20 protein-coding genes are annotated in these 24,423 nt (G+C 45.5%); 14 read left to right on the forward strand and 6 right to left on the reverse strand.

The window, feature by feature from the left end; genetic code table 11:
- Nucleotides 1-46 precede the first annotated feature (46 nt).
- Complete coding sequence (locus R7093_RS00800; RefSeq protein ID WP_005376100.1) at nt 47-496, forward strand: YkgB family protein; 450 nt, start codon at nt 47-49, stop codon at nt 494-496.
- 198 nt (nt 497-694) lie between these two features.
- On the opposite strand, the gene R7093_RS00805 is transcribed toward R7093_RS00800, so the two are convergent.
- Together R7093_RS00805 and R7093_RS00810 are read right to left on the reverse strand one after the other, a co-directional pair.
- Nucleotides 695-1,171 (reverse strand): DM13 domain-containing protein, encoded by a 477-nt coding sequence (locus R7093_RS00805; RefSeq protein ID WP_005376099.1) that lies wholly within the window; start codon nt 1,169-1,171, stop codon nt 695-697.
- A gap of 195 nt (nt 1,172-1,366) precedes the next feature.
- Nucleotides 1,367-3,691: an FdhF/YdeP family oxidoreductase gene (locus R7093_RS00810; protein ID WP_262640166.1), complete on the reverse strand. Its 2,325-nt coding sequence runs from the start codon at nt 3,689-3,691 to the stop codon at nt 1,367-1,369.
- A gap of 667 nt (nt 3,692-4,358) precedes the next feature.
- Here R7093_RS00810 and R7093_RS00815 point away from each other — a divergent pair.
- The 10 genes from R7093_RS00815 (at nt 4,359) to R7093_RS00860 (ending at nt 17,792) form a co-directional block, all read left to right on the forward strand.
- Nucleotides 4,359-5,243 carry a LysR family transcriptional regulator gene (locus tag R7093_RS00815; protein ID WP_005388011.1) on the forward strand — a complete coding sequence of 295 codons (885 nt, stop codon included), beginning with the start codon at nt 4,359-4,361 and terminating at the stop codon, nt 5,241-5,243.
- Nucleotides 5,244-5,296: 53 nt separating this feature from the next.
- Nucleotides 5,297-6,127 (forward strand): formate dehydrogenase accessory sulfurtransferase FdhD, encoded by an 831-nt coding sequence (gene fdhD, locus R7093_RS00820; protein WP_005460891.1) that lies wholly within the window; start codon nt 5,297-5,299, stop codon nt 6,125-6,127.
- 406 nt (nt 6,128-6,533) lie between these two features.
- On the forward strand, nt 6,534-7,928 hold the full coding sequence (uhpT, locus tag R7093_RS00825) for a hexose-6-phosphate:phosphate antiporter (protein ID WP_047101071.1): 1,395 nt from the start codon (nt 6,534-6,536) through the stop codon (nt 7,926-7,928).
- Nucleotides 7,929-8,066: 138 nt separating this feature from the next.
- A complete protein-coding gene (gene uhpA / locus R7093_RS00830; RefSeq protein WP_047101069.1) occupies nt 8,067-8,675 on the forward strand; it encodes a transcriptional regulator UhpA in 609 nt (202 codons plus the stop codon).
- Nucleotides 8,675-10,177 carry a signal transduction histidine-protein kinase/phosphatase UhpB gene (gene uhpB, locus R7093_RS00835; RefSeq protein ID WP_047101067.1) on the forward strand — a complete coding sequence of 501 codons (1,503 nt, stop codon included), beginning with the start codon at nt 8,675-8,677 and terminating at the stop codon, nt 10,175-10,177. Before uhpA ends, uhpB begins: the two co-directional genes overlap by 1 nt.
- 6 nt (nt 10,178-10,183) lie before the next feature.
- Nucleotides 10,184-11,524 (forward strand): MFS transporter, encoded by a 1,341-nt coding sequence (locus R7093_RS00840; RefSeq protein WP_047101065.1) that lies wholly within the window; start codon nt 10,184-10,186, stop codon nt 11,522-11,524.
- Nucleotides 11,525-11,648: 124 nt separating this feature from the next.
- The gene (gene manA, locus R7093_RS00845; RefSeq protein WP_047101063.1) at nt 11,649-12,866 is read left to right on the forward strand and encodes a mannose-6-phosphate isomerase, class I; all 1,218 of its coding nucleotides are present in this window, start codon (nt 11,649-11,651) and stop codon (nt 12,864-12,866) included.
- A 352-nt stretch (nt 12,867-13,218) separates the two neighbouring features.
- Nucleotides 13,219-14,481, forward strand: coding sequence for a hydroxymethylglutaryl-CoA reductase (locus R7093_RS00850; RefSeq protein WP_047101062.1), 1,263 nt, complete (start codon nt 13,219-13,221; stop codon nt 14,479-14,481).
- A gap of 407 nt (nt 14,482-14,888) precedes the next feature.
- A complete protein-coding gene (locus tag R7093_RS00855; protein WP_258458353.1) occupies nt 14,889-16,457 on the forward strand; it encodes a DUF1800 family protein in 1,569 nt (522 codons plus the stop codon).
- A gap of 9 nt (nt 16,458-16,466) precedes the next feature.
- Nucleotides 16,467-17,792: a DUF1501 domain-containing protein gene (locus R7093_RS00860; RefSeq protein ID WP_025767746.1), complete on the forward strand. Its 1,326-nt coding sequence runs from the start codon at nt 16,467-16,469 to the stop codon at nt 17,790-17,792.
- Between the two features lie 86 nt (nt 17,793-17,878).
- On the opposite strand, the gene R7093_RS00865 is transcribed toward R7093_RS00860, so the two are convergent.
- Entirely contained in the window at nt 17,879-18,973 is a 1,095-nt protein-coding gene (locus R7093_RS00865) for a ketoacyl-ACP synthase III (protein ID WP_053349917.1), read from the reverse strand.
- Nucleotides 18,974-19,135: 162 nt separating this feature from the next.
- Here R7093_RS00865 and trxC point away from each other — a divergent pair, with 162 nt between their 5' ends.
- Nucleotides 19,136-19,570 (forward strand): thioredoxin TrxC, encoded by a 435-nt coding sequence (gene trxC / locus R7093_RS00870; RefSeq protein WP_005387991.1) that lies wholly within the window; start codon nt 19,136-19,138, stop codon nt 19,568-19,570.
- Between the two features lie 176 nt (nt 19,571-19,746).
- Complete coding sequence (locus R7093_RS00875; protein ID WP_262627161.1) at nt 19,747-20,907, forward strand: MFS transporter; 1,161 nt, start codon at nt 19,747-19,749, stop codon at nt 20,905-20,907.
- A gap of 49 nt (nt 20,908-20,956) precedes the next feature.
- Here the strand turns inward: R7093_RS00875 and R7093_RS00880 are convergent, their stop codons facing one another.
- Nucleotides 20,957-21,346: a nitrous oxide-stimulated promoter family protein gene (locus tag R7093_RS00880; RefSeq protein ID WP_025767744.1), complete on the reverse strand. Its 390-nt coding sequence runs from the start codon at nt 21,344-21,346 to the stop codon at nt 20,957-20,959.
- A gap of 14 nt (nt 21,347-21,360) precedes the next feature.
- Complete coding sequence (locus R7093_RS00885) at nt 21,361-21,870, reverse strand: GNAT family N-acetyltransferase (RefSeq protein WP_025767743.1); 510 nt, start codon at nt 21,868-21,870, stop codon at nt 21,361-21,363.
- A gap of 136 nt (nt 21,871-22,006) precedes the next feature.
- Between R7093_RS00885 and R7093_RS00890 the strand changes: the two genes are divergently transcribed.
- The gene (locus tag R7093_RS00890) at nt 22,007-22,198 is read left to right on the forward strand and encodes a DUF2986 domain-containing protein (RefSeq protein WP_005376066.1); all 192 of its coding nucleotides are present in this window, start codon (nt 22,007-22,009) and stop codon (nt 22,196-22,198) included.
- Between the two features lie 49 nt (nt 22,199-22,247).
- On the opposite strand, the gene R7093_RS00895 is transcribed toward R7093_RS00890, so the two are convergent.
- Nucleotides 22,248-24,419: a TonB-dependent receptor gene (locus R7093_RS00895; RefSeq protein ID WP_017634648.1), complete on the reverse strand. Its 2,172-nt coding sequence runs from the start codon at nt 24,417-24,419 to the stop codon at nt 22,248-22,250.
- Nucleotides 24,420-24,423 lie beyond the last annotated feature (4 nt).

Below are 24,423 nucleotides of genomic sequence, written 5' to 3' on the forward strand. Positions count from 1 at the left end.
ATAGGTCTTGTTGGAAGCGCTAACAAACAGGAGAATGTAGTTAATTATGCAAAACGTAAAAAGCCATCATCAATGTGACTCAATTGGATATCTTATCGGAGTTTTCGGCGTTTCTTTAGTTCTAATATGGATTGGTATTTATAAATTCACACCTACAGAGGCCAAGCTTATACAACCGCTCGTTGAAAATCATTTTCTGATGAGTTGGTTGTATGATGTGATGTCAGTTCAAGCCGTATCAAACATCATTGGCGCAACAGAAATCATTGTCGCTATTGGATTAATCGTTGGCCTTAAAAACACACGAGTCGCTTATTTTTCTGGCATAGCCGCCGCAATTATTTTTCTTGCGACACTCAGCTTTCTAATTACGACACCGAATACATGGAAAGTGTCTGATGGGGTTTTGGTGACAAACTTCTTTTTAGTAAAAGATATTCTATTTTTAGCCATTGCGATTAGCGTCATCGAACGAAACAAGCCAAACAGAGAATAACTCTAAATAGTTCGAAATCTTGTTTTTCCAGAACGTAGCCTGAAAGGTGAAAACGACTTACAAGTCGAATGGTTCTGTCAATAACTCTAAACAAAGGCTCTTAAATTTAGAATGTTTAAGAGTCTTTGCCTCTTAATTATGCGAAACAACATCCTAGCGTAAAGTGAAAAGAAAAGCCTTTCACTCTACTGCTAAGGTTTATTGATACTTTGCCGAAGTAATGAACTCACCGAATGTCTCGCACCATACAACAACCGTATTGTATTCAGAAATTGAAGTGCTTTGAGGAACCTCAACAACGAAGTTATCGAACGTTTTTACATCACCAATTAAGCTCATTTCAGATTTAAGGTCATTAAACTCTTGTTCCGTTTCGACAAACTTAGGAGATAGATAGAGTTTATAGTCTGGTCCGGGAGCGAGTTTTCCTACCAACGTAATGACTTCAGAACTCAAATGAATCTCTCCCTCTCCCCAATGAAAAGCATCGCTACCTTTGAGTTCCCTCTTAAACACTGCGCTGTATTCTGCACCTTGCTTGCTCTTAGCAACTTGTTCATCGGTCGGCGCAGGTGGTGCAATAAGGATCGGTAAAGTATAGATACCTATCGCAATGCCAATAGAAACTGCCACTAAGTGACTGATTGTTAATTTAATTATATTTTTCAAGGTCATAAGCATCTTCTTATTAGTTTCACTACTTGAAATTAGATTCAAATCGGCCTTATCCGTCTATTATCGAGCAGCATAATGTCATTAACATTATACACAAGCTATGCGCACTAAATGCAGACTGAGCGCAATTAAAAACGGCTGATAATTAATATCAGCCGTTTGCTTATCGGAAATGTCGTTGTGCCGGTTTGGTCACTATTCCGCTTCCACCAAAGCGATCTTATCGGATGTCGATTTTTCCAATTTTATCGCAATAAACTTAGAGGTTGGCGTAAACGTTCTATCCCCATAACTGTCCAAAGGAACTAATGGGTTTGTTTCTGGATAGTAAGCCGCCGCCTGACCTGCTGGCACATCATAGGCAACAAGCGTAAATCCGCTTACACGACGCTCTACGCCATCTTCCCATAATGATACCATGTCCACTTTGTCGCCCGGTTCAAAACCGAGTTTACGAATATCCGCTTCATTGATGAACAGCACTTCGCGCATGCCAAATACACCACGATAACGATCATTTAAGCCGTAAAGTGTCGTATTGTATTGGTCGTGTGAGCGCATGGTTTGCAAAATCAAATCTGGCTTTTGGCCTTTTTCGAGTATCGCTTCGCTGATCAACTGCTTCGGCAACTCGCTAGAGCTGAACTGTGCTTTGCCGCTTGGTGTATTCCATCGACGCTCGGCAGCTGGGTTTACCAAGTGGAATCCACCCGGGTGTTTAAGCTTATGGTTAAAGTCGGTAAAGCCCGGAATCGTGTCGGCAATCAAATCGCGAATACGGTCGTAATCTTCAATCGCCCACAACCAATCAATTGGTTTTGCCCCGAGTGTAGCATTGGCAATACCGGCAATAATCACTGGTTCTGAACGCAAATGCTCCGAACGCGGTTTTAGCTGACCAAATGAGATATGTACCATGCTGAAGGTATCTTCAACCGTCACGCCTTGTGGGCCAGTCGCTTGCTGATCAATCTCAGTACGGCCTAAGCATGGAAGAATAAGCGCATCTTTACCTGTGACAAGGTGAGAACGATTTAACTTCGTCGAAATGTGTACGGTTAAATTACAGTTTCGCATCGCGTTGTGCGTACGTTCTGTGTCTGGCGTTGCTTGTGCAAAGTTACCGCCCAAACCGATAAATACTTTCGCTTGCCCTTCTTCCATCGCTTTAATGGCTTGCACAGTGTTGTGGCCTTCACCACGCGGGACGTCAAAGTTAAATCGACTTTCAATGCGATCCAACAACAGATCTGAAGGTTTTTCATCAATGCCCATCGTACGGTCGCCCTGAACGTTACTGTGACCACGCACTGGTGAAAGACCCGCGCCCGGCTTACCAACGTTACCTCGTAACATTTGCACGTTTGCGACTTCTTTAATGGTTGGCACAGAGTGACGATGCTGAGTCAACCCCATCGCCCAACACATGATCACACGTTCTGCACGTCGATACATGCTCGCCACCATCTCGATTTCACTTAAATCAAGACCCGATTGTTCCGCGATGTGTTCCCAAGAGGTTGCGTCCACTTCAGCCAAATACTCATCAATACCTGTTGTGTGTTGCTTGATGAATTCACGATCAAATACCGCTTTTCCACCGTTTTGCAATGCCTCGCGTTCCCATTGCAACAAGAATTTCGCGATGCCACGAAATACTGCCATGTCTCCGCCCAAAGCAGGACGCAGGTACGCCGTGTTTGTAGGCTCTGAGCCATTACTCAACATCTCAATCGGCATTTGTGGGTTTTGGAAACGCTCTAATCCGCGCTCTTTCAGCGGGTTTAGACAGATAACCTGTGCACCACGTTTCACCGCTTCGCGCAGAGGTTCAAGCATTCGTGGGTGGTTCGTACCCGGGTTTTGACCAATCACGAAAATCGCATCAGCTTCTTCAAAATCATCAAAGATCACTGTGCCTTTACCAACGCCAATGGTGTCTTTCATCCCGATAGCACTGGCTTCGTGGCACATGTTGGAACAATCTGGAAAGTTATTGGTACCGAATGCGCGCACAAATAGCTGATACAAAAACGCCGCTTCGTTGCTTGCACGACCAGAGGTATAAAACTCAGCTTGGTGTGGTGAATCCAATTGATTGAGATGTTTCGCGACAAGTGCAAAAGCCTCATCCCAAGAGACTGGCACATAGTGATCGGATTCAGCATCGTATCGCATTGGGTGCGTGATACGGCCTTGGTATTCCAACCAGTAATCGGTTTGAGTTGAGAGAGAAGAAACGCTGTGATTGGAAAAAAACTCAGGATCAACCAGACGATTAGTCGCCTCCCAGTTTACCGCTTTCGCGCCATTCTCACAGAAATTGACTTTACCACTATCTGGCGACTCACCCCATGCACATCCCGGGCAGTCGAAACCGCCATTTTGGTTGGTTTTGAGCATAGTGCGAATGTTTTTAACTGCATTTTCACTGCCCCACCAACTTCTGGTTACGGCTTTCAGTGCACCCCAACCACCAGCTGGACCTTTGTATGTTTTTATTTGTTCTTTTTGGCTCACGACTTTACTCCTCGCAGATATACCAGCAAGCAGGGTGCCCGTGAAAACAAGCGCGTTATTTATTGAGATAATGCGGAAGTATTGAAGGGCTTAGTTTCTAATCCATGTATTTTTTAATCCAAATAAGTAACCACTCAACATGCTCTCGCTTGTCCGAGCGTTTACTTATCTAGATTCTTGATATCGGATACCCGCCTACTGTTTCTAAGACTGGTAGATTCAATTCGCATTGTTGCGTCTTGATCTAAATCAAAGATTAAGTCGTTATTCAATATGCGTCCAATTGATAATCCTGACCGAGTGATAAACAAAATCTATGACGAATTTTTCCACTGACGGTCATAACATTTTTAATCAATACAATTTATGAGGTTAATCGTTTTCCCATCCGATTCCACCTAGTTCGCTTAACGAGCTCAATAAAATCGGTACTCTTGATAATAGATAATATCTATCACACTATAGATACTTTAAATTTGACCCTAATTAATATCAGGAATAGCCTTGATTCAGATCAATTTTGAGTGTGGTTTTATTCTTGACTTGGTTTTGGTTTTCCATTTCCCAGTTAAAACGCTCCAGCGCTTAAAAAGTACGGTAGTGCCGTGCCCTTTTTAGGGAGTTCCCCCCGTACATGTGACTCACAACGCAAGGTTAACAAGCCATTATGGATATCAAACAACTTAAATATCTCATCGCACTTGAACAGACCAAACACTTTGGTCAAGCCGCCGCATTGTGCCACATTACGCAGCCTACCTTGTCCATGAGAATCCGAAGCTTAGAGGAAGAACTCGACCTCGAATTAATCCAAAGAAGTCAACGATTTGAAGGGTTTACTGAAGCCGGAGAACGCATTTTAGCTTGGGCAAAAACCGTCTTAGCCGCTCATGATGGATTGCAAGCCGAGGCTGCTAACTGCCGTGGTCAGTTGGTCGGCTCTCTTCGGCTTGGAATGGTGCCACTCGCCAGCCAAAACCCGATGGAATTGCTCAAACCATTAGCTCACCAGTTCCCTGAGTTACGCTTTCAAATACTCTCCATGACGACCGAACAGATCATAGACCAACTCAATCGCAATCAACTTGATTTGGGGATGTGTTATGTCGATCAAGTCAACACCGCTTACTTCGATGTTATCGAACTAGATTCAACCAAACTTGGCGTTTTATTCGATGAGCGTCATTTTGATTTTGCCGAATCTGAAGTGTTGTGGGAGTCACTCAATAACATTCCGCTAGGGCTGCTTTCGAAGGGCATGCACTATCGCCACTCAATTGATCTTAGCTTTGTGAGTAAAGGGCTGGTTCCGCAAACCGTCATTGAAAGTAACTCCACCTTTCACTTGATCCAAGCAGTAACCAGTGGCCTTTGTTGCGCCATTATGCCGCTGAACTGTGGATTGGAAGAGTTGAACGATACGCTTCGCATTATCCCTATCGAAGAAGCCGCCGTTCACGCCCCGCTAGGTTTGTTAAAGCGAAAACAAGAACCCTTCTCCGCGCTAACCGATCAGTGCTTCGCAGAAGCAAAAAACATATTTAATCGATAACAAGAATCCACACGTCAATTTTTGGCATACATAACGGCTTATGAGGTGATTTCATGAGATGTACTACTCAATCTTATTTTGAACTGTCCGATTTCAATCAAGCACCACCTCAACCAAGTGCGTTCAATTACCGAGAATTGATTGATGGCCGCCCAGTGCAACAAATGTCGCTGGCGAGTGAATCCGCCTTAGCTATCAGCTACAACGGCATTAGCCAAGCGGTCATGATGGTGACGCCAGGCCATCTGGAAGACTTCGTGAAAGGATTTAGCCTAAGCACAGGCATCGTCCACGACTTCAAAGAGATCAAAGACATTGAAATTGGTGGCGATCACGAATCTCATTATGCGGAAGTAGAAATCAGCAACCGCGCTTTCTGGGCGCTAAAAACACAACGTCGGAATCTTGCAGGCACAACCGGATGCGGCATTTGTGGCGTCGAGGCTCTGGAACAAGCTTTGCCTGATTTAGCACCGCTAACACCGTCTCTTCCTCCGCGCTCCGATGTATTCGAAGGGCTGCGAGACAAAGTCGCACTGCATCAAGAAGCCGCACGTGAATCTGGCGCGCTACACGCCGCTTTATTTTCAGATTTACAAGGCAACATCAAGTTGTGCCGAGAGGACATCGGCCGTCACAACGCGCTAGATAAGTTGATTGGCGCATTGGCCAACAATCACATCGAACCTCAAAGTGGCTTCGCAATCATGACAAGCCGTTGCAGCTTAGAGTTGATCCACAAAGCCGTTCGCGCGCGTATCCCCACTCTGGTTTGCTTATCTGCACCTACAGCGTTAACTGTCGAATGGGCAAGAAGAAACCATTTGAACCTAATTCACTTACCAAAACACGGCTCGCCGCGTCTATACAGCCCTGCGCCTTAACACGTCAACCTAGCCGAATTCCTAATATTTCTAACAGAGACCTCTGGGTCTCTGTTGTTTGCTTCTCGTTCCCAATTGATACTTAGCGACAAGACACTATTCTCTCCAACCAAACGTGCTCCCCCCTTGTCAGCACTAAGCTTGCATATATTAACCTGCTTGCATTTGAACGCTTTCCAATCCGATAAGAACCCTGTCAAAAACCCATAAATTAGTAAGGATTTTGTGTGACTCTTTTCACGCTTTTCCGCCTTCCTAGGCATTTCTAGGAATTTTTCCTAGCCGATCTAGGCAACCATCTCATGTGCCTCACAAAACCACTCTCTAGAATTCCGCTCAGTCAAAGGTAACAAGAGCGCATAACGGTCGCCGTTGTGTTTCTAAAACAATTACAAGAGAGTTCATCATGTTAAAATTCCTCGAACAGGTGCGGAAGCCGACCCTCGATCTTCCTGTCGAAGTTAGAAGAAAGATGTGGTTTAAACCGTTCATCCAATCTTACTTGGTCGTATTTATCGGCTACCTAACCATGTACTTGATTCGTAAGAACTTCAATGTCGCGCAAAACGACATGATCTCAACTTACGGTTTGAGCATGACAGACCTAGGTCTTATTGGCCTTGGCTTCTCCATCACATACGGCATCGGTAAAACCGTTGTCTCTTACTACGCTGACGGTAAGAACACCAAGCAATTCCTCCCTTTTATGCTGATCCTTTCTGGTCTTGCAATGCTTGGTTTCAGCTTCAGCATGGGCGGCGGTAGTGCAAGCCTGTTCTTGATGGTGGCTTTCTACGCTCTGAGTGGTTTCTTCCAAAGTACTGGTGGCCCTTCTAGTTACTCAACCATTACAAAATGGACACCTCGTAACAAACGCGGCTCTTACCTAGGCTTGTGGAACATGTCACACAACGTTGGTGGTGCGGGCGCAGCGGGTGTTGCTCTTTTCGGTGCCAACTACCTATTCGACGGCCACGTAATCGGCATGTTCGTGTTCCCTTCTATCATCGCGATCATCGTTGGCTTTATCGGTATGCGCTTTGGTAGCGACTCACCAGAAGCTTACGGTCTAGGTAAAGTAGAAGAACTTTTCGATGAAGCAGTGAGTGAAGAAGACACCGCCGCTGAAGAAAACCAGATGACCAAAAAAGAAATCTTTGTTGAATACGTTCTTAAAAACAAAGTTATCTGGCTACTTTGCTTTGCCAACATCTTCCTTTACATCGTGCGTATTGGTATCGACCAATGGTCAACGGTATACGCGTACCAAGAACTTGGTCTGTCAAAAGAAACGGCAATCTCTGGCTTTACTCTATTCGAAGTCGGTGCGCTTGTGGGTACTTTGATGTGGGGTTACTTATCTGACTTAGCAAACGGTCGCCGCGCATTGGTTGCTTGTGTGTCTCTTGGTTTGATCATCGTATCGCTTGAGTTCTACCAACACGCCACTAGCGAGTTCATGTACTTAGCCTCTCTATTTGTATTGGGCTTCTTGGTGTTTGGTCCGCAACTTCTTATCGGTGTTGCCGCGGTTGGTTTTGTCCCTAAAAAAGCAATCAGTGTGGCTGACGGCGTAAAAGGTACATTCGCTTACCTAATCGGTGACAGCTTCGCGAAACTTGGTCTCGGTATGATTGCAGACGGTACACCAATCTTCGGTCTAACAGGTTGGAAAGGTACCTTCGCAGCTCTAGATACCTCCGCCATGATTTGTATTGTTTTGCTTGCTTTCGTCGCTATCGCGGAAGAGAGGAAGATTCGACACGCGAAGAAGCTTCAACTTGCACAAAACCAAGCCTAACTTCTCTGCGCGCTTTACTTCGGTAAAGCGCGCAAGATCATTAAAATGAGTTGATCAATTCAGTATCATTAAAGGTTTTTCTATTGGCTCGCGTTGGAGCTTATTGTTGTTAGTCGTCTGCTCTATTTGGTTGTAATAATGATTCATGTTGCTCTAGTTGATGATCACGTCATCGTGCGTTCGGGTTTCGTACAATTATTAAATTTAGAAAGTGATATTACCGTTGTTGGTGAATTCGGCTCTGTCGCCGAAGCGCGAAAAGGGTTGCCTGCGGTACACCCACACGTCGTCATCCTAGATATCTCCATGCCAGATGAAAGCGGCTTAAACTTTCTCAGCGAAATACCAACTGGCATTGCCTGCGTGATGCTTAGCGTGCATGACTCCCCTGCGATGGTGGAAAAATCACTAAAGCTAGGTGCAAAAGGCTATCTTAGTAAACGCTGTAGCCCAGACGAACTTATTCAAGCCGTGAGAACCAGTGCTTCTGGCGGCTGTTACCTCACATCAGATATTGCACTTAAACTTGCAACGCCTAGCGACAACACCACCTCTCTATGCCAACTGACAAAACGTGAAAACGAGGTATGTCAGCTACTTGCCAATGGGTTGGATGTGAAGTCTGTCGCGGCAGAGCTTGGCTTGAGCCACAAGACCGTGCATGTGCATCGTGCGAATGCCATCGACAAACTCGGCGTGAAAAACAACGTTGAGCTCGCCAAACTATTTTCTCAAGAGTCCTTTTAATGCGAGCCTATTCTGTCACAACGATTTGTGGTCTGTTTGTTATGGCCTGTGCTTGGTTCTGTTTGTGGGTGATCGCCTACTACTTTGTCAACGATCCAGAGCTCGCCATTCTGCTTTTCCCATTCGCCTTACGATTGGGGATTGCGCTGCACACTCGCACCGCGTACTGGCCAACAATCTACGTATCAGAATGGGCGCTGACGATTGCACTTGCGACCCTATTAGAGCAACCTCAATGGCTCACAGTGCTGATCGCCAGTGTTGCCAGCATCCCTGTCACACTGATTGCGAAAAAATACTACTACGGTGACCAAAACCGCCACTTAGCCGTCATGGGCGTTGTGATCATCATTACCGCCTTCATCAACGTAATGGCGGTCGGCTTTCACGTGCCTTCTGTTTACATGGTGTGGTTAGCCAGTATTTCTGGTGGGCTGATGCTGGTTCCTATGTGCTACCTACTGTGGAACTACCTATTTCAAAGCCGATGGTCGCCTCTGACGTCGCATCTTTTGAACAACACTGTGGTGTTCAGCATTCGCCACATTGTGTTTTACGCCGTACTTCTTATCGGCAGCATTCTAGTGCAAACGAGTTTGCCTGAAGAGTTAAAACGATTTGCGCCATTTTGTATGGCTATCCCAATCATCGTGCTGGCACTTCGTTACGGCTGGCAAGGAGCCCTACTCGCCACCATGCTCAACAGCATTGCGCTGATTGCGGCTCGCAGCGGCGTATCAAATCTAGAAATCACCGATTTGTTATTATCTCTCTCGGCGCAAACCATCACCGGCATTATGCTCGGCTTAGGGGTTCAGAAACAAAAAGACCTCAATCACAAACTGCGCGGCGAACTTGCACGCAATCAGAATTTGTCTCGCCAGCTTATCAAAGCGGAAGAATCGGTAAGACGCGATATTGCGCGCGAGCTACATGACGAAATTGGACAGAACATCACGGCGATCCGCACACAAGCCAACATCATTAAGCGGGTAAATAACACAGAAACACGCGTAGGTTGCGCAGACATGATTGAAGGACTTTCCCTCAACGTGTACGACACCACTAAGCGACTGTTAAGCAAGCTAAGACCAAAAATGCTGGATGATTTGGACTTAAAAGAATCCGTCGAGCAACTGACGCGAGAGATGGAATTCGCCAATCACGGAACAACTGTTCAACTGAACTGGCAAGGCGATTACACCAGCCTGAGTGACACACTCAAAGTAACCCTATTCCGTTTATGCCAAGAGTCATTAAATAACGCTGCCAAGTACGCAGAAGCGCAGTTGATCAATATTGAACTGACAATTGGAGAAGCTGCGGTGTCACTGATGATTCACGATGATGGTGTCGGATTCAAAGTTCAGGACAGCATGAAAGGCATGGGCGTTCGCGGCATGCAAGAACGTGTGCACGCGTTAGGTGGAAAAATGGTTATCTACTCCACCAGCGATCAAGTGATCGGCACACAAATCAGCATTACTTTACCTAAGGTGTAACTCAAGATGTTTGGATTTTTACGTTCACCTAAATTTACTCAACCGAGCCTGAGCAACGAGCAAATCGACCAGCGTTACCACCATTGGCGTTTGCACATTATGTTGGGGATGTACATCGGCTACGCAGGTTTCTACTTTACCCGTAAGACCTTTAACTACGCCGCACCAGCGATGATTACCGATCTTGGCTTAGATAAAGGCGATTTGGGTCTTATCGGTACACTTTTCTACATTACTTACGGCTGTTCGAAGTTTATTTCTGGCACGATTTCGGATCGCTCTAACCCTCGTTATTTCATGGGATTAGGATTGATTGCGACAGGTCTGGTCAATATCGCGTTCGGTTTTTCTAGCTCACTCGCGGCTTTCATTACTCTGTGGATCTTAAACGCCTGGTTCCAAGGCTGGGGCTGGCCTTCATGCTCCAAGCTGTTAACCACTTGGTATTCACGCTCCGAGCGTGGCTTCTTATGGGCCATTTGGAACACCGCACACAACGTTGGTGGCGCGCTGATCCCTATTTTGGTGGGCTATTTAACGTTGCACTACAGCTGGCGTGAAGGCTTTATTCTACCCGGCATCATCGGCGTATTACTCGGTCTATTCGTTTGTTGGCGATTGCGCGACAAACCCACAACAATGGGTTTACCAAGTGTCGGCCAATGGCGCAACGACGCACTAGAACTTGCGCAGGAAAATTACGGACGTGGCCTCACCTACCGAGAAATTCTGAAATCGTACGTATTTAACAACAAATACATCTGGCTGCTCGCGTTCAGTTATGTGTTGGTTTACATCGTCCGAACCGCAATCAATGACTGGGGAAACCTGTACTTGACCGAGCAGCATCACTATAGCCTGATTAATGCCAACGCTGCTCTGTCTATGTTTGAAATCGGCGGTTTTGTTGGTTCATTGGTTGCGGGCTGGGGCTCAGACAAAATCTTTGGCGGTAACCGTGGACCAATGAACTTGCTGTTCGCGATTGGGATTTTCTTATCTGTCTCTGCGCTTTGGCTAATGCCTCTGACCAACTTTGCATTCCAAGCAGCGGGATTGTTCTCCATCGGCTTCTTTGTCTTTGGACCACAAATGCTGATCGGTATGGCGGCGGCGGAGTGCTCTCACAAAGATTCTGCCGGCGCGGCAACAGGATTCGTGGGCTTGTTCGCCTACATGGGCGCAGCATTGTCTGGCTATCCACTGGCATTAATTCTTGAAGAATATCATTGGACAGGTTTCTTCATCACCATTTCAGTTTGTGCAGCCGTCATTGGCCTTTTGTTGCTGCCATTTTTGCAAGCGCAGCCATCACGAAAACCACTCGAACCAAAGCCTCGGTTGTAAATCGACTTATCGCCCTTAGGGCAAATTGGCGAGTGACCTAACCGCGCTCGCCCTCCTTATTTAACGTATCTCTGCTCAATTTTTCTTCCGATTCAGTTCGGAGGGTTAACTATGGGAAAAATTCATGAATTTGAACACTATTTCATCGCATAGCTTCTTTCAAATGAACAACAAAATCCAAAACTACGCTTGGGGAAGCACCTCTTCTATTCACGATTTGTTTGGCTTTTCTAACGAAACGAATGAGCCTCAAGCAGAAGTATGGATGGGTACTCACCCAAACGGCTGCTCTGAAGTTCAGGTTGAGCAAAACACGCTGCCTTTGTCTGAACTGATCAAACAAAACCAACCCGCTTATTTATCAGCAGAAACCGCAGCGAAATTTGGCGACCTGCCCTTTCTGTTTAAGATCTTAGCGGCCGAACACGCACTGTCGATTCAAGTTCACCCAAGCAAACAAGATGCCGAAATAGGTTTCGAAAAAGAGCAAAGTGCTGGGATCCCACTAAACGCGAGCCATCGTAACTACAAGGATCCGAACCACAAACCTGAGTTGGTGTACGCGCTAACAAGTTACCAAGCCATGAACGGTTTTCGCTCGTATTCCGAGATTATTGAGGCATTTAGCCTTTGCGATATCGATGAGCTACGCGCGCCACTAGATGCATTCAAACACGAAGCCAACTCACAAGGTTTACGCGATTTCTTTGTGCACATTCTGACCATAGAAGGAGAAACAAAAGAGCGAGCACTGAAACAACTTCTTGCCCACGCTTCACGTCAATCGGAACAAGGCACTGACAGCGACGTTTTCCAGCTCATCTTGGATCTATCCACTCAATACCCTGGCGATGTCGGCTTGTTTGCGCCATTACTGTTGAATGTCATCACGCTGCAACCTGGCGAAGCCATGTTCCTGAGCGCAAGAACGCCACACGCTTACATTAAAGGTACGGGATTAGAGATCATGGCGAACTCAGATAACGTTTTGCGTGCAGGACTCACGCAGAAACATATGGATGTTGAAGAACTGGTTAAATGCACAGACTTTGTGCCTAAGCCGTTTCACAGCCTTGTCCTAAAACCCAATGCCAATGGTTGCCAGAGCCTTTACCCCGTTCCAGTGGCAGACTTTAGTTTCAGCATTCTTAACCAACCGAACAATGAAGTGGTTGATGCCAATAGCGCAGAGATTTTGATGGCGATTGATGCCGACCTGACACTCATCAGTGATAACGGTGAGACGTTAACTGCCTCGAAAGGACAATCTGTATTTGTTCCTGCTTACGTTGGTCATTACCGTATTCAAAGTGCGGGACGTGTGGCTCGCGCCTTCAACTAGTTTTTGAATAACTGATTCAAACTAACGTCTGACCCAAGGGACTGGGTTAGACAATTTATTCCTTTCATAGATTGAACCATTCCGCTTTTAAGGCACTCATGCTTACACCTTGTCGAATCCAAACACCTACAGGCCAGTTTCTCTAAGAGGCATAACCTCCCGGATCTGCCATTTACTGCAACATTCATTGTCAAAACCCATTTATGTCCGGTAAATTCGTCGCTCCAATATCAAATCACTTGGATAATAAAGGCGCTTGCACAGTGGTATTTGTTGCAAAACGTATAATCAACGTTGTAATCAAAGCCTCAATCACTACAATCTCTGGTTCGATTTTTCAGTTAACGTTTGTATGCCGAAGTTAAACCAAGATAACCCTGTTCAAAGCTCCGCCCTTTCCGATATCGAAACCAGCAGTAAGATTCAATCGGCATTAGAACCGAAGTTTCACAAGCCAGAGAAACGTCTCTGCTTAAGCCCTGGCCTGTCGGATAAGCATTTGGCGCGCCGTTGGCAAGTATTGGAACACGTGACCAATAAAGATCATCTCCTTGATCCTTTCACGCAGTCACATTGCGATGCTTACTCCAACAACATCGAGCACTTCATTGGTACTGTTAATGTGCCGGTCGGCATTGCAGGCCCTTTGCGCGTCAACGGCTTGTATGCGAACGATGACTTTTTGGTTCCGCTCGCAACGACAGAAGCCGCGTTAGTCGCTTCCTACAACCGTGGCGCAAATCTTATTACCGCCGCTGGTGGCGCGAGCGCATTGTTGCTGAGTGAAGGGGTGAGCCGAACGCCAGTGTTCGCCTTTAATAACCTTGCCGACGCTGGCCAGTTCGTCAGTTGGGTTGTGACCCAGTTTGACGCATTTCGTCAAATTGCGGAATCCACCACCTCACATGGCAAACTCAAAGACATCAATGTAAATATCGAAGGAAACCACGTTTATTTGGTCTTTGAATACGTGACTGGTGACGCTTCCGGACAAAACATGGTGACCATCGCAACAAACGAAGTGTTCCATCATATTTTGGCGACCAGCCCAATCAAACCAACTCAAGCATTCTTGGATGGCAACTTATCAGGCGACAAAAAACCAAACGCGCACACACTGCGCTCGGTACGCGGTAAGAAAGTATCCGCCGAAGTGACCATTCCTGCTGAGTTGGTGGAAAAATATCTGCATACGACGCCGGAGTCTATGGTTCAATTTGGCAAAATGACTACAGTGGGCGGTTTACTTAGCGGGACAATTGGCGTCAACGCGCATTACGCAAACGCGCTTGCCGCGCTGTACATTGCTTGTGGTCAAGATGCCGCTTGCGTTGCAGAGTCTGCCATTGGAATCACTCGTATGGATGTGGACGCTCAAGGCAACTTGTACGCGTGCGTGACCTTGCCAAACATCATGGTGGGGACGGTTGGTGGTGGTACTGGCCTTCCAACACAAAAAGCATGTTTGGATATTTTGGGTTTGCACGGCAACGGCAATGCGAAAGCGTTAGCCGAAGTCGCAGCTGCGCTTTGTCTGGCTGGCGAACTCTCGATCGTGGGCGCATTTTGTGCCGATCACTTTTCTCGTGCTCACCATAAGCTTGCCCGAAAATAACCTTTGTTGCTTTGTACAAGAGAACATCCGTGTGGTTTTCTCTTGTGCAAACCAATGGACTTTATTTATTGGCTCAATAATTTCTTGAAACTAACTTAAGCCTTAACAAACATACCAATCTCTTGTTAACAGTACTTTAGCTGTCCCCCTTCTATATCCATTGCGATATCTCTGCTTGTTACTCTTCATTGGCCATATTTAATATCAGTATCTTAGAAAAAATAGCATCAAAAACTTCTAGCACTATAGTACCAAATTCATCGTTTGAGTTTTTTGTTCACCACTTATAGCTACTATACTCGCCTATGCAGCTGCTTGATTTTCATAAATTTACTAAACAGCTCAAAAGAGCTTAATAACTCCCGTTAAATGGACTTAAATCGTTACTTCGGGTAAGCGAGTTAACTATGAGACGTCAGAAGCTAAATAAAATCTCTGCTTGGGTACTAGGATTGGCTATCTTATTGCTGAGCCATGTGCCTAATGTATCAGCACAAATACAGCAATCCCCATCCGATCAAACCGTTGCGCGTTTTCTCTATCAAACCTCTTTTGGACCAACTCCTGCGTTAATTAATGAGGTTAGGGAAAACGGGTTAGAGGACTGGATACAGAAACAAATCAACCTGCCAGCAACCTACCATCAACCACTTTATCAAACGCCTTTTTCTAAAGGCCTACAGTCAAACCGAGAAAATGCTTGGTATCAGATTGTTGTTACTGCTGAAGATCAGCTCAGACAGCGAACGGCTTATGCATTGAGTCAGATCGTAGTCGTTTCTCGTTATGGCGGCGTTCTTTCCAGCAAACCTACAGGGTTAGTGAATTACTACGATCTGTTGGTTGAGCATGCGCTTGGCAACTACCGAGACCTGTTGTATGACGTTTCCATCCATCCAGTCATGGGGAGCTATTTGTCTATGCTCGGTAGTGCAAAAGAAAATAGTGCGACAGGAACGCTTCCCGATGAGAACTTTGCTCGAGAGTTAATGCAGTTATTCACTATCGGTTTGTATGAACTCAATTTAGATGGCAGTAAAAAGCTAAACCACGCAACAGGCAAACCTATCCCCACGTACAATCAAACTGATATTCAAGAGCTCGCGCGAGCATTAACTGGATGGAAAAATTCCGACATCGCATTCGTGAAACCGATGCGAGTTATCAGTCAAAGACACGACACCGGCGAGAAGCGATTTCTAGGGAACGTGATCCCATCGGGTCTAACCGCACAAGAAGAGCTTTCAAAAGTGATTGATATGTTGATGTCTCACCCAAATGTTGCTCCATTTGTTTCAAAGTTACTTATCCAACGTTTGGTCAGTTCAAATCCAAGCCCAGAGTACGTCGCGCGTGTTGCTACGATATTTAACAACAATGGGGAAGGAGAAAAAGGCGATCTAACCGCCGTTGTTCGAGCCATATTGCTCGACCCTGAAGCATTAGGGATGACGGATACCCCGCCTATAAAAGTGAAAGAACCGATACTGGTCCTGACTAATTTTCATCGAGCATCAGGTTTTACGATTAAAGGATCACGTTACGAAGACGCAACAACGATGATGAACATCGCTAATCAAGGGCCGCTTCGTTCTCCTTCCGTGTTTAATTTTTACTCTCCAGACTATCAGCCGTCTAACGAGTTTACGGAGTCTGGTATTAACTCTCCAGAGTATGAACTTCTCAATTGGTCTGTTTATACCGATTTGGTCAACTATATGTTAACCAGCACTCGTAGAGGAGGTGGTGATTCCTACCACTTCGATCTTAACGAGTTTTATCTTCTTCTGGACGATCACCGTGCCTTAGTCGAATTGGTTAACGAGCGTTTCTTTGCTGGAACGGCTTCTGCTGAATTGAAAGAGCTCATGCTCACCGCCCTGAATGATTATCGTGGGGACTATGTGCCAACAACAAAACTCGCTCTAGTGATATTTACCGCCATTTCTGGCGACGAATTCTATATTCAGGATTAGGAGTGAATTATGGATATTTCACGACGACATTTTATACAAAGCACGCTATCGATGGGCGCACTAGCCTCTCTTAGTCTGCCAGGTTACTCTCTCGCAGCGCCATCCAATGACTTTCGAGCATTAATATGTGTGTATTTAGCAGGCGGAAACGATGCATTCAACACCATACTGCCATTATCGGAGGCGCACTATCGTCAATATTCCAAAGTCAGAGGGCCACTCTCTGTCGCCAAAGAAGACATACTCCCTATCAATTTAAGTGCTGTCGATAGCTCAAATCACCCAGTGAAGCTCGGCTTACACCCAAAGTTAAATGCGTTAACTTCCGTTTTCGAACAAGGCGATGCCAGCATCGTGCTCAATAGTGGCATTCTCAACCATCCCGTCACCAAACAAGCTATTGAGCAAGGTGAAGCATCACTTCCCGAGCAACTGTTTTCTCATAATTCTCAAACAGACGCTTGGTTACTTGGTGGAATGAGCGAGTCTAAAAATCTTGGTTGGGCTGGCAGAATGTTGGATGTATTAAACTCTGAATCAGAAATAACACCGCTATACAGTGTGCATGGCAACTCGCTTTGGTTACGGGCAATGGAACACCGCCAAACCGTCCTGAAAAAAGATCGCGCAGTTCAGCTTACCGCGATTGATAACCCGCTATACAAGGGGATCTATGATCGCCTTCTCTCTCATCAAACTGACAATCCATTTAATGGTCATTTTAATTTGATGGTTGATGAGTCGATGGTAATGAGTAGTGTACTGAGCGAGCAACTCAACCACATTGCTGACGAGCCGCTGTTTACGTCATCGACGCTCGGCAAGCAGATGCAAACCGTGTACAAATTGATAGCAAGCCAAGATGTCCTGAAGCAGCAACGACAAGTCTTTTTCGTTAAACACTCTGGGTATGACCTGCACGATTCGCAACTGACACGTCATCCAGTGTTACTTGAGGATCTCGCGACAAACCTTTTAGCAATGTATCGTGCGGTCGAACGGTTAGGGCTAAACAAGCAAGTCACCTCTTTCACTATGTCTGACTTCGGTCGACGGATGATGAGCAACGGAAATGGTACCGATCATGGCTGGGGTGGCCATCAACTATTAATTGGAGGCGCGGTAAATGGGAAACAACCTATCGGTACATGGCCGGAACTAATACTGGGCGGAAACGATGATTACTCTCAAGGCCGACTCATACCCAAAATTGCCGCTGATCAAGTTGGTTCAACACTAGCGCAGTGGATGGGCGTGAGTGATAACGCTGCACTGGAATACGTCTTCCCGAACATCCGTAATTTTACTCATTCAAACCTGGGTTTTATGGCTTAAGATATTTTTCAGGTTAGCTGTAGAACGCATCATCAAATAAGGGAGCCTCGCGCTCCCTTACTCATCTTATGTTTGCAGAGTGTCCGTTACACCTCGTCGCGACGGCGTTCGTTACACAGCTTAATGGCACGCTCAAGTAATTCTAACGCGGATTGCTCACATTCAGGCAGAACCGCATCACTTTCAGAAACTGGCGTTACGCGGTCACCCCATTTCAATACTGCCGCACCCCATGTCAAACCTGCACCAAATGCAGCAAGAAGCATATTATCACCTGGGTTAACTCGACCTTGCTCTACCGCTTCACACAATGCAATTGGCACCGTCGCAGCTGAAGTATTGCCATAGTTTTGAATGTTAACAAACGCTTTGTCGTGTGGAATTCCAGACAGGTCACACAAGGTTTGAATAATACGAATATTCGCTTGATGCGGAATCACAACATCGATTTGTTCCGTCGTTAACTGTGATGCTTTCAGTACGGTTTTCGCAGCTAGCCCCATGCCTTTTACTGCACGTTTGAAAATTTCTTGTCCTACAAAGTTGAAATCCCAGTAACCGTTGTCTTCCGCAAAGCGATCCATACAAGTACCAAACTTTGGTACGGACAGAATATCGCGGCCTTTTGCGTCACAACCGATTTGAGACTGTAGTAAACCCGTTTCTTTTTCCGTTCTTGATAACACAACGGCGCCCGCACCATCACCAAATAGAACAGCGGTATCTCGCATTGCCCAATCGATGTAGAAAGACAATCTTTCCGCACCAATAATGATCGCGTTACGATAGTTACCTGATTGAATCAAACGTGTGCCCGTTTCTAGGCCATAGACAAATCCCGTACATGCGGCATTTAAGTCAAAGGCAGCGGCTGCACGAATACCTAGGTTCTGCTGTACCTTAGACGCGATATTTGGAATCAATGAATCTGGTGAACAAGTCGCCACAATGATTAAATCCACGTCTGTTGCATCGACGCCTGCTCGAGCTAATGCATGTTTAGCAGCAACGGTCGCCATGTCTGACGTGTTTACATGACTAATACGGCGGTTTTCGATACCAGTGCGGGTACGAATCCACTCATCGGAAGTATCGAGGAAAGTGCTAAGATCATCGTTAGAGAGCACGGCTGGCGGAACACATTTCCCCCAACCTGTAATTTCAGCGTAGTAATTTGTCATCGCAGACCTATTTATTGTTGTATTTTAATAAAATTTCTTAGAACCTTAGGCTCAAATACAAACCTGCGCTGCGTTATTTCGGCAGGTTAAAAAATAAGTATACAAATAATGAGGCTGACTGGTAAGTCATGTTTTCATCAATACGTAATAAAGGAAGAAGTCATGTCATCGTTTAAAACTCGCTGCCCTTCGTGCGGCGGTCTAAATCGTGTCCCTAATGAGCGCGTTGCCGAATCTGCAACTTGCGGTAAATGTAAAAGTGCACTTTTAGACGGCTCGCCTATCGAAGGTACACAAGATAACTTTTCTGCTCTATTACAAAGTGATATGCCTGTTGTAGTAGATTTTTGGGCCCCATGGTGCAACCCGTGCGTTGGTTTTGCTCCTGTTTTCTCTGATGTTGCTCATGAGCAAGCCGGAACGGCTCGTTTTGTTAAGATTGATACCGAAGCTCAACAACAACTTGCGACGCAATTTGGTATTCGCAGTATTCCTACCATTATGGTTTTCAAGAATGGTCAACGCGTTGATATGATCAATGGTGCGTTACCTAAAACTCAATTCGATCAATGGTTAAATCAAGCACTTACTAAATAATCTTCCACGCCAACCTTGTTTGTAGGTTGGCGTTTTTATGCAACTTATCAACCTATCTAGTTAACAAATATTATTTATCGAAACGACTTAAATTTATCATTTTACTTGCCTAACTATTAGCCTCATATTCGCGCCGAATAACCCTTAGATTTCATTTAACTTATAGGCGCAAAACAGTGGAAAACACAGTCGTTCCTGCAGCATCACCACGAGTTACAGTTCCAGTCGTCGCACTGTCTCTTTATGCGGTGGCTTCGGGCTATTTAATGAGCTTGATCCCTCTCATGCTCGGTGAATACAACATCTCAGCAGATTACGCGAGTTGGTTGGCGAGTGTGTTTTATGGCGGCTTATTAACCGGTGCTATTTTTATTGAACGTATCGTACGTCAAGTTGGTCACCGTAACGCGTTTATTGGTTGCTTGGCCGTATTTTCGCTAACTATCGTCACACTACCCGTGTTTGCTAACGGATTGATGTGGCTTGCCGCTCGCTTTATTGCGGGTATCGCGGTTGCTGGTGTTTTTGTCATTGTTGAATCTTGGCTAATGTCTGGAGACGAAGCATCGCGTGCGAGACGTTTGAGCTTGTACATGCTATCGCTTTATGGTGGTTCAGCATTAGGCCAGTTTGGTATTGGCGTGCTTGGCGTAAGTGGCGGCGTTCCGTTTATTGCGATCACGACGTTGATCTTAATGGCGATGATGGTGCTAATGTTCATTGAGTGTGAGCAGCCAAACAGCCATGAATCAACCGCTTTATCATTTAAGCAAATTGCCAAACTAAACCATGCAGCAATTATTGGTTGTGTTGTTTCAGGTTTGACCTTAGGCGCGATCTACGGATTAATGCCAGTTGAGTTAACTAACCGTAAAATTAGCCATCAAGACATTGGTACATTGATGGCGCTAGTGATTCTAGGTGGCATGCTAGTTCAACCAATGGTGACCGCGTTAAACAAATACATGAGCCGCACAGTGCTAATGGCGTTTTTCTGTATTTTGGGTATTTTTTCGATCGGTATGACCTTTATTTCCTCGTCAGCCGTGGTATTGGCTGCTGCATTATTCTTTTTAGGTGCAGCTACTTTTGCCTTGTACCCGATTGCAATCAACTTAGGTTGCGAAGGACTTGATGAACGCTTTATTGTCTCTGCGACACAAGTCATGCTGTTTAGCTACAGCATCGGCTCTGTTGCTGGTCCTGTTGTCGCTGATAAATTTATGGGCCAAGAACACGGCTTGCTAGGCTACTTGTTTGCCGCTTTGGTTGCGACTGGCGTATACATGCTACTTGCTGCGAGCAAAACCAAGCAGCGTATGGCCGCTGGCCTCTAACCACGCCGCTTCTACTCAACGAAAACGAGGGCTTGTCGCCCTCGTTTTTTTATTCTTCGCATTTTTGTTTAGATAAACGCTTGTGACGGTTTGACGCGTTCGCTGCAGGCTTTTCCGGTACCATTCGCTTTTCATGAAGCAAATGACGAACCGCCAAGATGGGATGTTTCAGTAACATTCTGGGGCCAGAGTAACGCATGACCAAACGCATTTGTTCTTTCGGCTCTGGTTTGTAGCAGTGAATCGGACATTTATTACACGTCGGTTTATTCTCTCCATAAGGACAGCGGTCGAGGCGCACTTCTGCGTATTCAAGCAGCTCATGACATTCTGAGCATAAGTCACGTTTTGTTCCATGATGGTCATGACAGTAAACCTCTACCATGGCTTTTACTGTCTTAAATTCAGTGGCGAGTTTGCCAAGTAAAATATCGCTCATGCGCTATCCAAAAATCACAACATCATTGTGTAAAGTTCTAACGTGCGGCCATTATCATATTGCTGCTCAACTCGTTCAAACTCAAAGCCCAGTTTTTTGAGCAAACTTATACTACGAATATTGTCATTGTTGGTGATGGCAACCAAATTATCGAGTTTCATTTCCTCTCTAGCGTATTCCAGCACTGCGGTTGCAGACTCCGTTCCGTAGCCGAAGCCATAAGCGGAAGGTAAAAATCCATATCCGAGATCATAGTGTTGTAATGTGTCACGTTTAACCAACCCACAAATCCCGATGGGTTGTCCATCTTCTTTCTTCTCTACAACGAGTAAACTCACGCCTCTAATTTTTTGCATGCGTAGCATGTTTTCTTTTATGTAACGCGCCGCTTCATATTCGGTACGAATTTGTTTGTCTCCGACAAAACGGTAGAAGTCTGGGCGGTTATAAAGTTCTAGTATAAATGGTGCATCATTTACACTCACAAGACGCAGTATCAAACGTTCGGTGTACAGTGTTTTCATTTGGGCTCCATTAAAACGCGATAGATGATTGGACATAGGAACGTACTTGAATTTTGCGACCGATACCGGCGCTTATTTAGTTGTAACTTGATAAAAAAGTAACTATCCTGCCTCGCTAAATTAAAGGACCACCACCATGAACCGCAAGAAGAAAATCAATCAGATCTTGAAAGCGAAGCAGAAGAAGCATAACGCTAAGCTACATAAGAGCAATAAGCCGCGTTATATCTCCAAAGCTGAACGCGCGAAAATGGAAGCTGAAGAACAAAACCAAGCTTCAGAACACACGGAAAACGTTGTAGACACAGCGCAGACAGATCAAGCCTAAAAGAAAAGCCGCTTCAAGCGGCTTTTTTGATATTTGGAGCGAGTTAGCTTTAGTATTCAACACTGTAGTTCAGTGTGAATGTGCGACCTCTTCCTTTGTAGTCGTACGCTGCTGCATCGTAGTGTGCTGCATAAAGAATCTGCGCACGTTGTCCCCAAGCGGTTGTGTAGTCTTCGTCAAATAGGTTTTGAATACCAAAACCTAACTGCCCGATAGGTAGTGTTACGTTACCAAGAAGATCAAACGTAGTGTATCCATCTAGTTTGTTGTTTGCGTCATCTTCGTAATCAAACATCGTCTGGCTTTGTAGACGTAGTGAATAGCCATCCTGATAGTAAGCCGCCCACGCGTTCGCTTTTGATGTACTTGCTTTACCCGCACTTAGATCTTCCCACTTACCGTTGGTTTTCAGCTCAGAAACCACATAGTGACCTGATGCACCTAACAAAATATCACGGTTTACCCAGTAGTTAATGTTTGCTTCGGCACCGTATACACGTTGCTCGTCATCAACATTGGTGATTAGGAGCGTCTTCTTGTCATACTTGATTGAGTTATCCGACACCGAGTAGTAACCCGCCGCTTGCAGTGCGACAGTATCCGTATCTAATCGGTAACCAATTTCATAGCTGTCCGTTTTGATGCCCGACATTTTTGAGTCAGATACGTTAATGCTATTGTTCAACGCGTAGTGACCATTTGCATCCGCGGCATCGTAGCTACCTTGGCCGTAGTACTTTGCAGGATCAGCGAGTTCGAAACCTTGAGAGAAGTTCGCCCAAAGCTGAGATTCATCGTTAAGCTGATAAATGGTGCCCAAATTAAATAAGCTCACAGAGTAGTCAGTGCTGCCACCTGGTACCGCATCCGCTGATACACCATTACCCGATGCGATCTTCTTTTGTATACTATAGGCAACAAAATCATCAATCTTATTGTCCATGTATTGGTAGCGGTAGCCTGCTTGTACTGACCAATCTTGATTGATTTGGTAATCCCCTTGGACAAACATTGCGTAAGACGCCACATCAACATCTGGGTAACGCCCCACTTCGGCATAGGTTCGATTAATTAAGTTCCCAGAGCTGTTCGCAATGGTTGGATCGAACAGAGCCTGGTTACTTTCAAAACGGTCTAAGTACGCATCGACACCATAAACAAGTTTGAATGACTCCCAGCTTTTAGCTAACGCTAAGCGCCCAGCAAAAACTTCTGTTTTTTGTTGAGAGGCACTTTGGTAATAAGGAGTAAAGGTTTGGTCTTCACTACGGTAAGATAACTCGCCTATCAGTTGATGACCGAATACGCTGTCGTGAGCGTAGTTCGCACTTAAGAGAACTCGCTCTGTACCATGTTCACGGTCGGAATCGAACCCCTCTCGTACATCAACAAATTTATTGTTAACAATGTACAAACCGTATGGCGAATCTTGCTGGCTGTCATAGTATTGTGCGACAAGGTTTAACTTGCTGGCATCGGAGATTTGAATCTCGGTCGATCCCATAACATCGAGCGTTGAATTATACTGCAAAGAGCCCTGTGAAATGTCTGGGGTGACAATGTCGCCATTTGCGTCAAATGCACCTTGTGTCTCGGTGTACACAACCGAACCTCTAGCGGTAATTCGCTCATTACCACCCGAGATAGACTGAGCGAGTTTGTAATCAAAGTCATCGCTGCTATTAAAGCCTGTAGTGCCACTCACGTAGGATTCAAACGACAAGTCATCCGAGTACGCTTTCTTGGTGATAATGTTAATAACACCACCAGTAGCGCCTGCACCATAAATGGAGGTTGCACCAGATAGTACTTCAATTCGCTCGATGTTGAATGGGTCTATTGCATCTAACTGACGACTAATCGGGCGAGAAGACTGTAACGAGACACCATCAATCATTACCAACATTGCTCTACCGCGAAGGTTCTGACCATAGTTAGTTCGACCACCGGTGCCGACGTCTAAAGAAGGGATGGTTGCAGAAAGAATATCACCCAGTGTCTTGCCCGCACGATATTGCTGAGCAATCTCTTCTTGGCCAACAAACCAAACCGTTCCTGGAATATCGGAGATCGATTTCGGCATCACACTGCCTACAACAACCAATTGCTCATCGCTCGGAGTCGATGTTTGTTGAAGATCTTCTGCTGCTATTGAGCTAACTGCGTATCCACTGCTCATCGCAAGTACGATGAGATTGAAAGAAAACGTCCTTTTCATCATTGTA

This window comes from Vibrio sp. 1580, assembly GCF_033340055.1.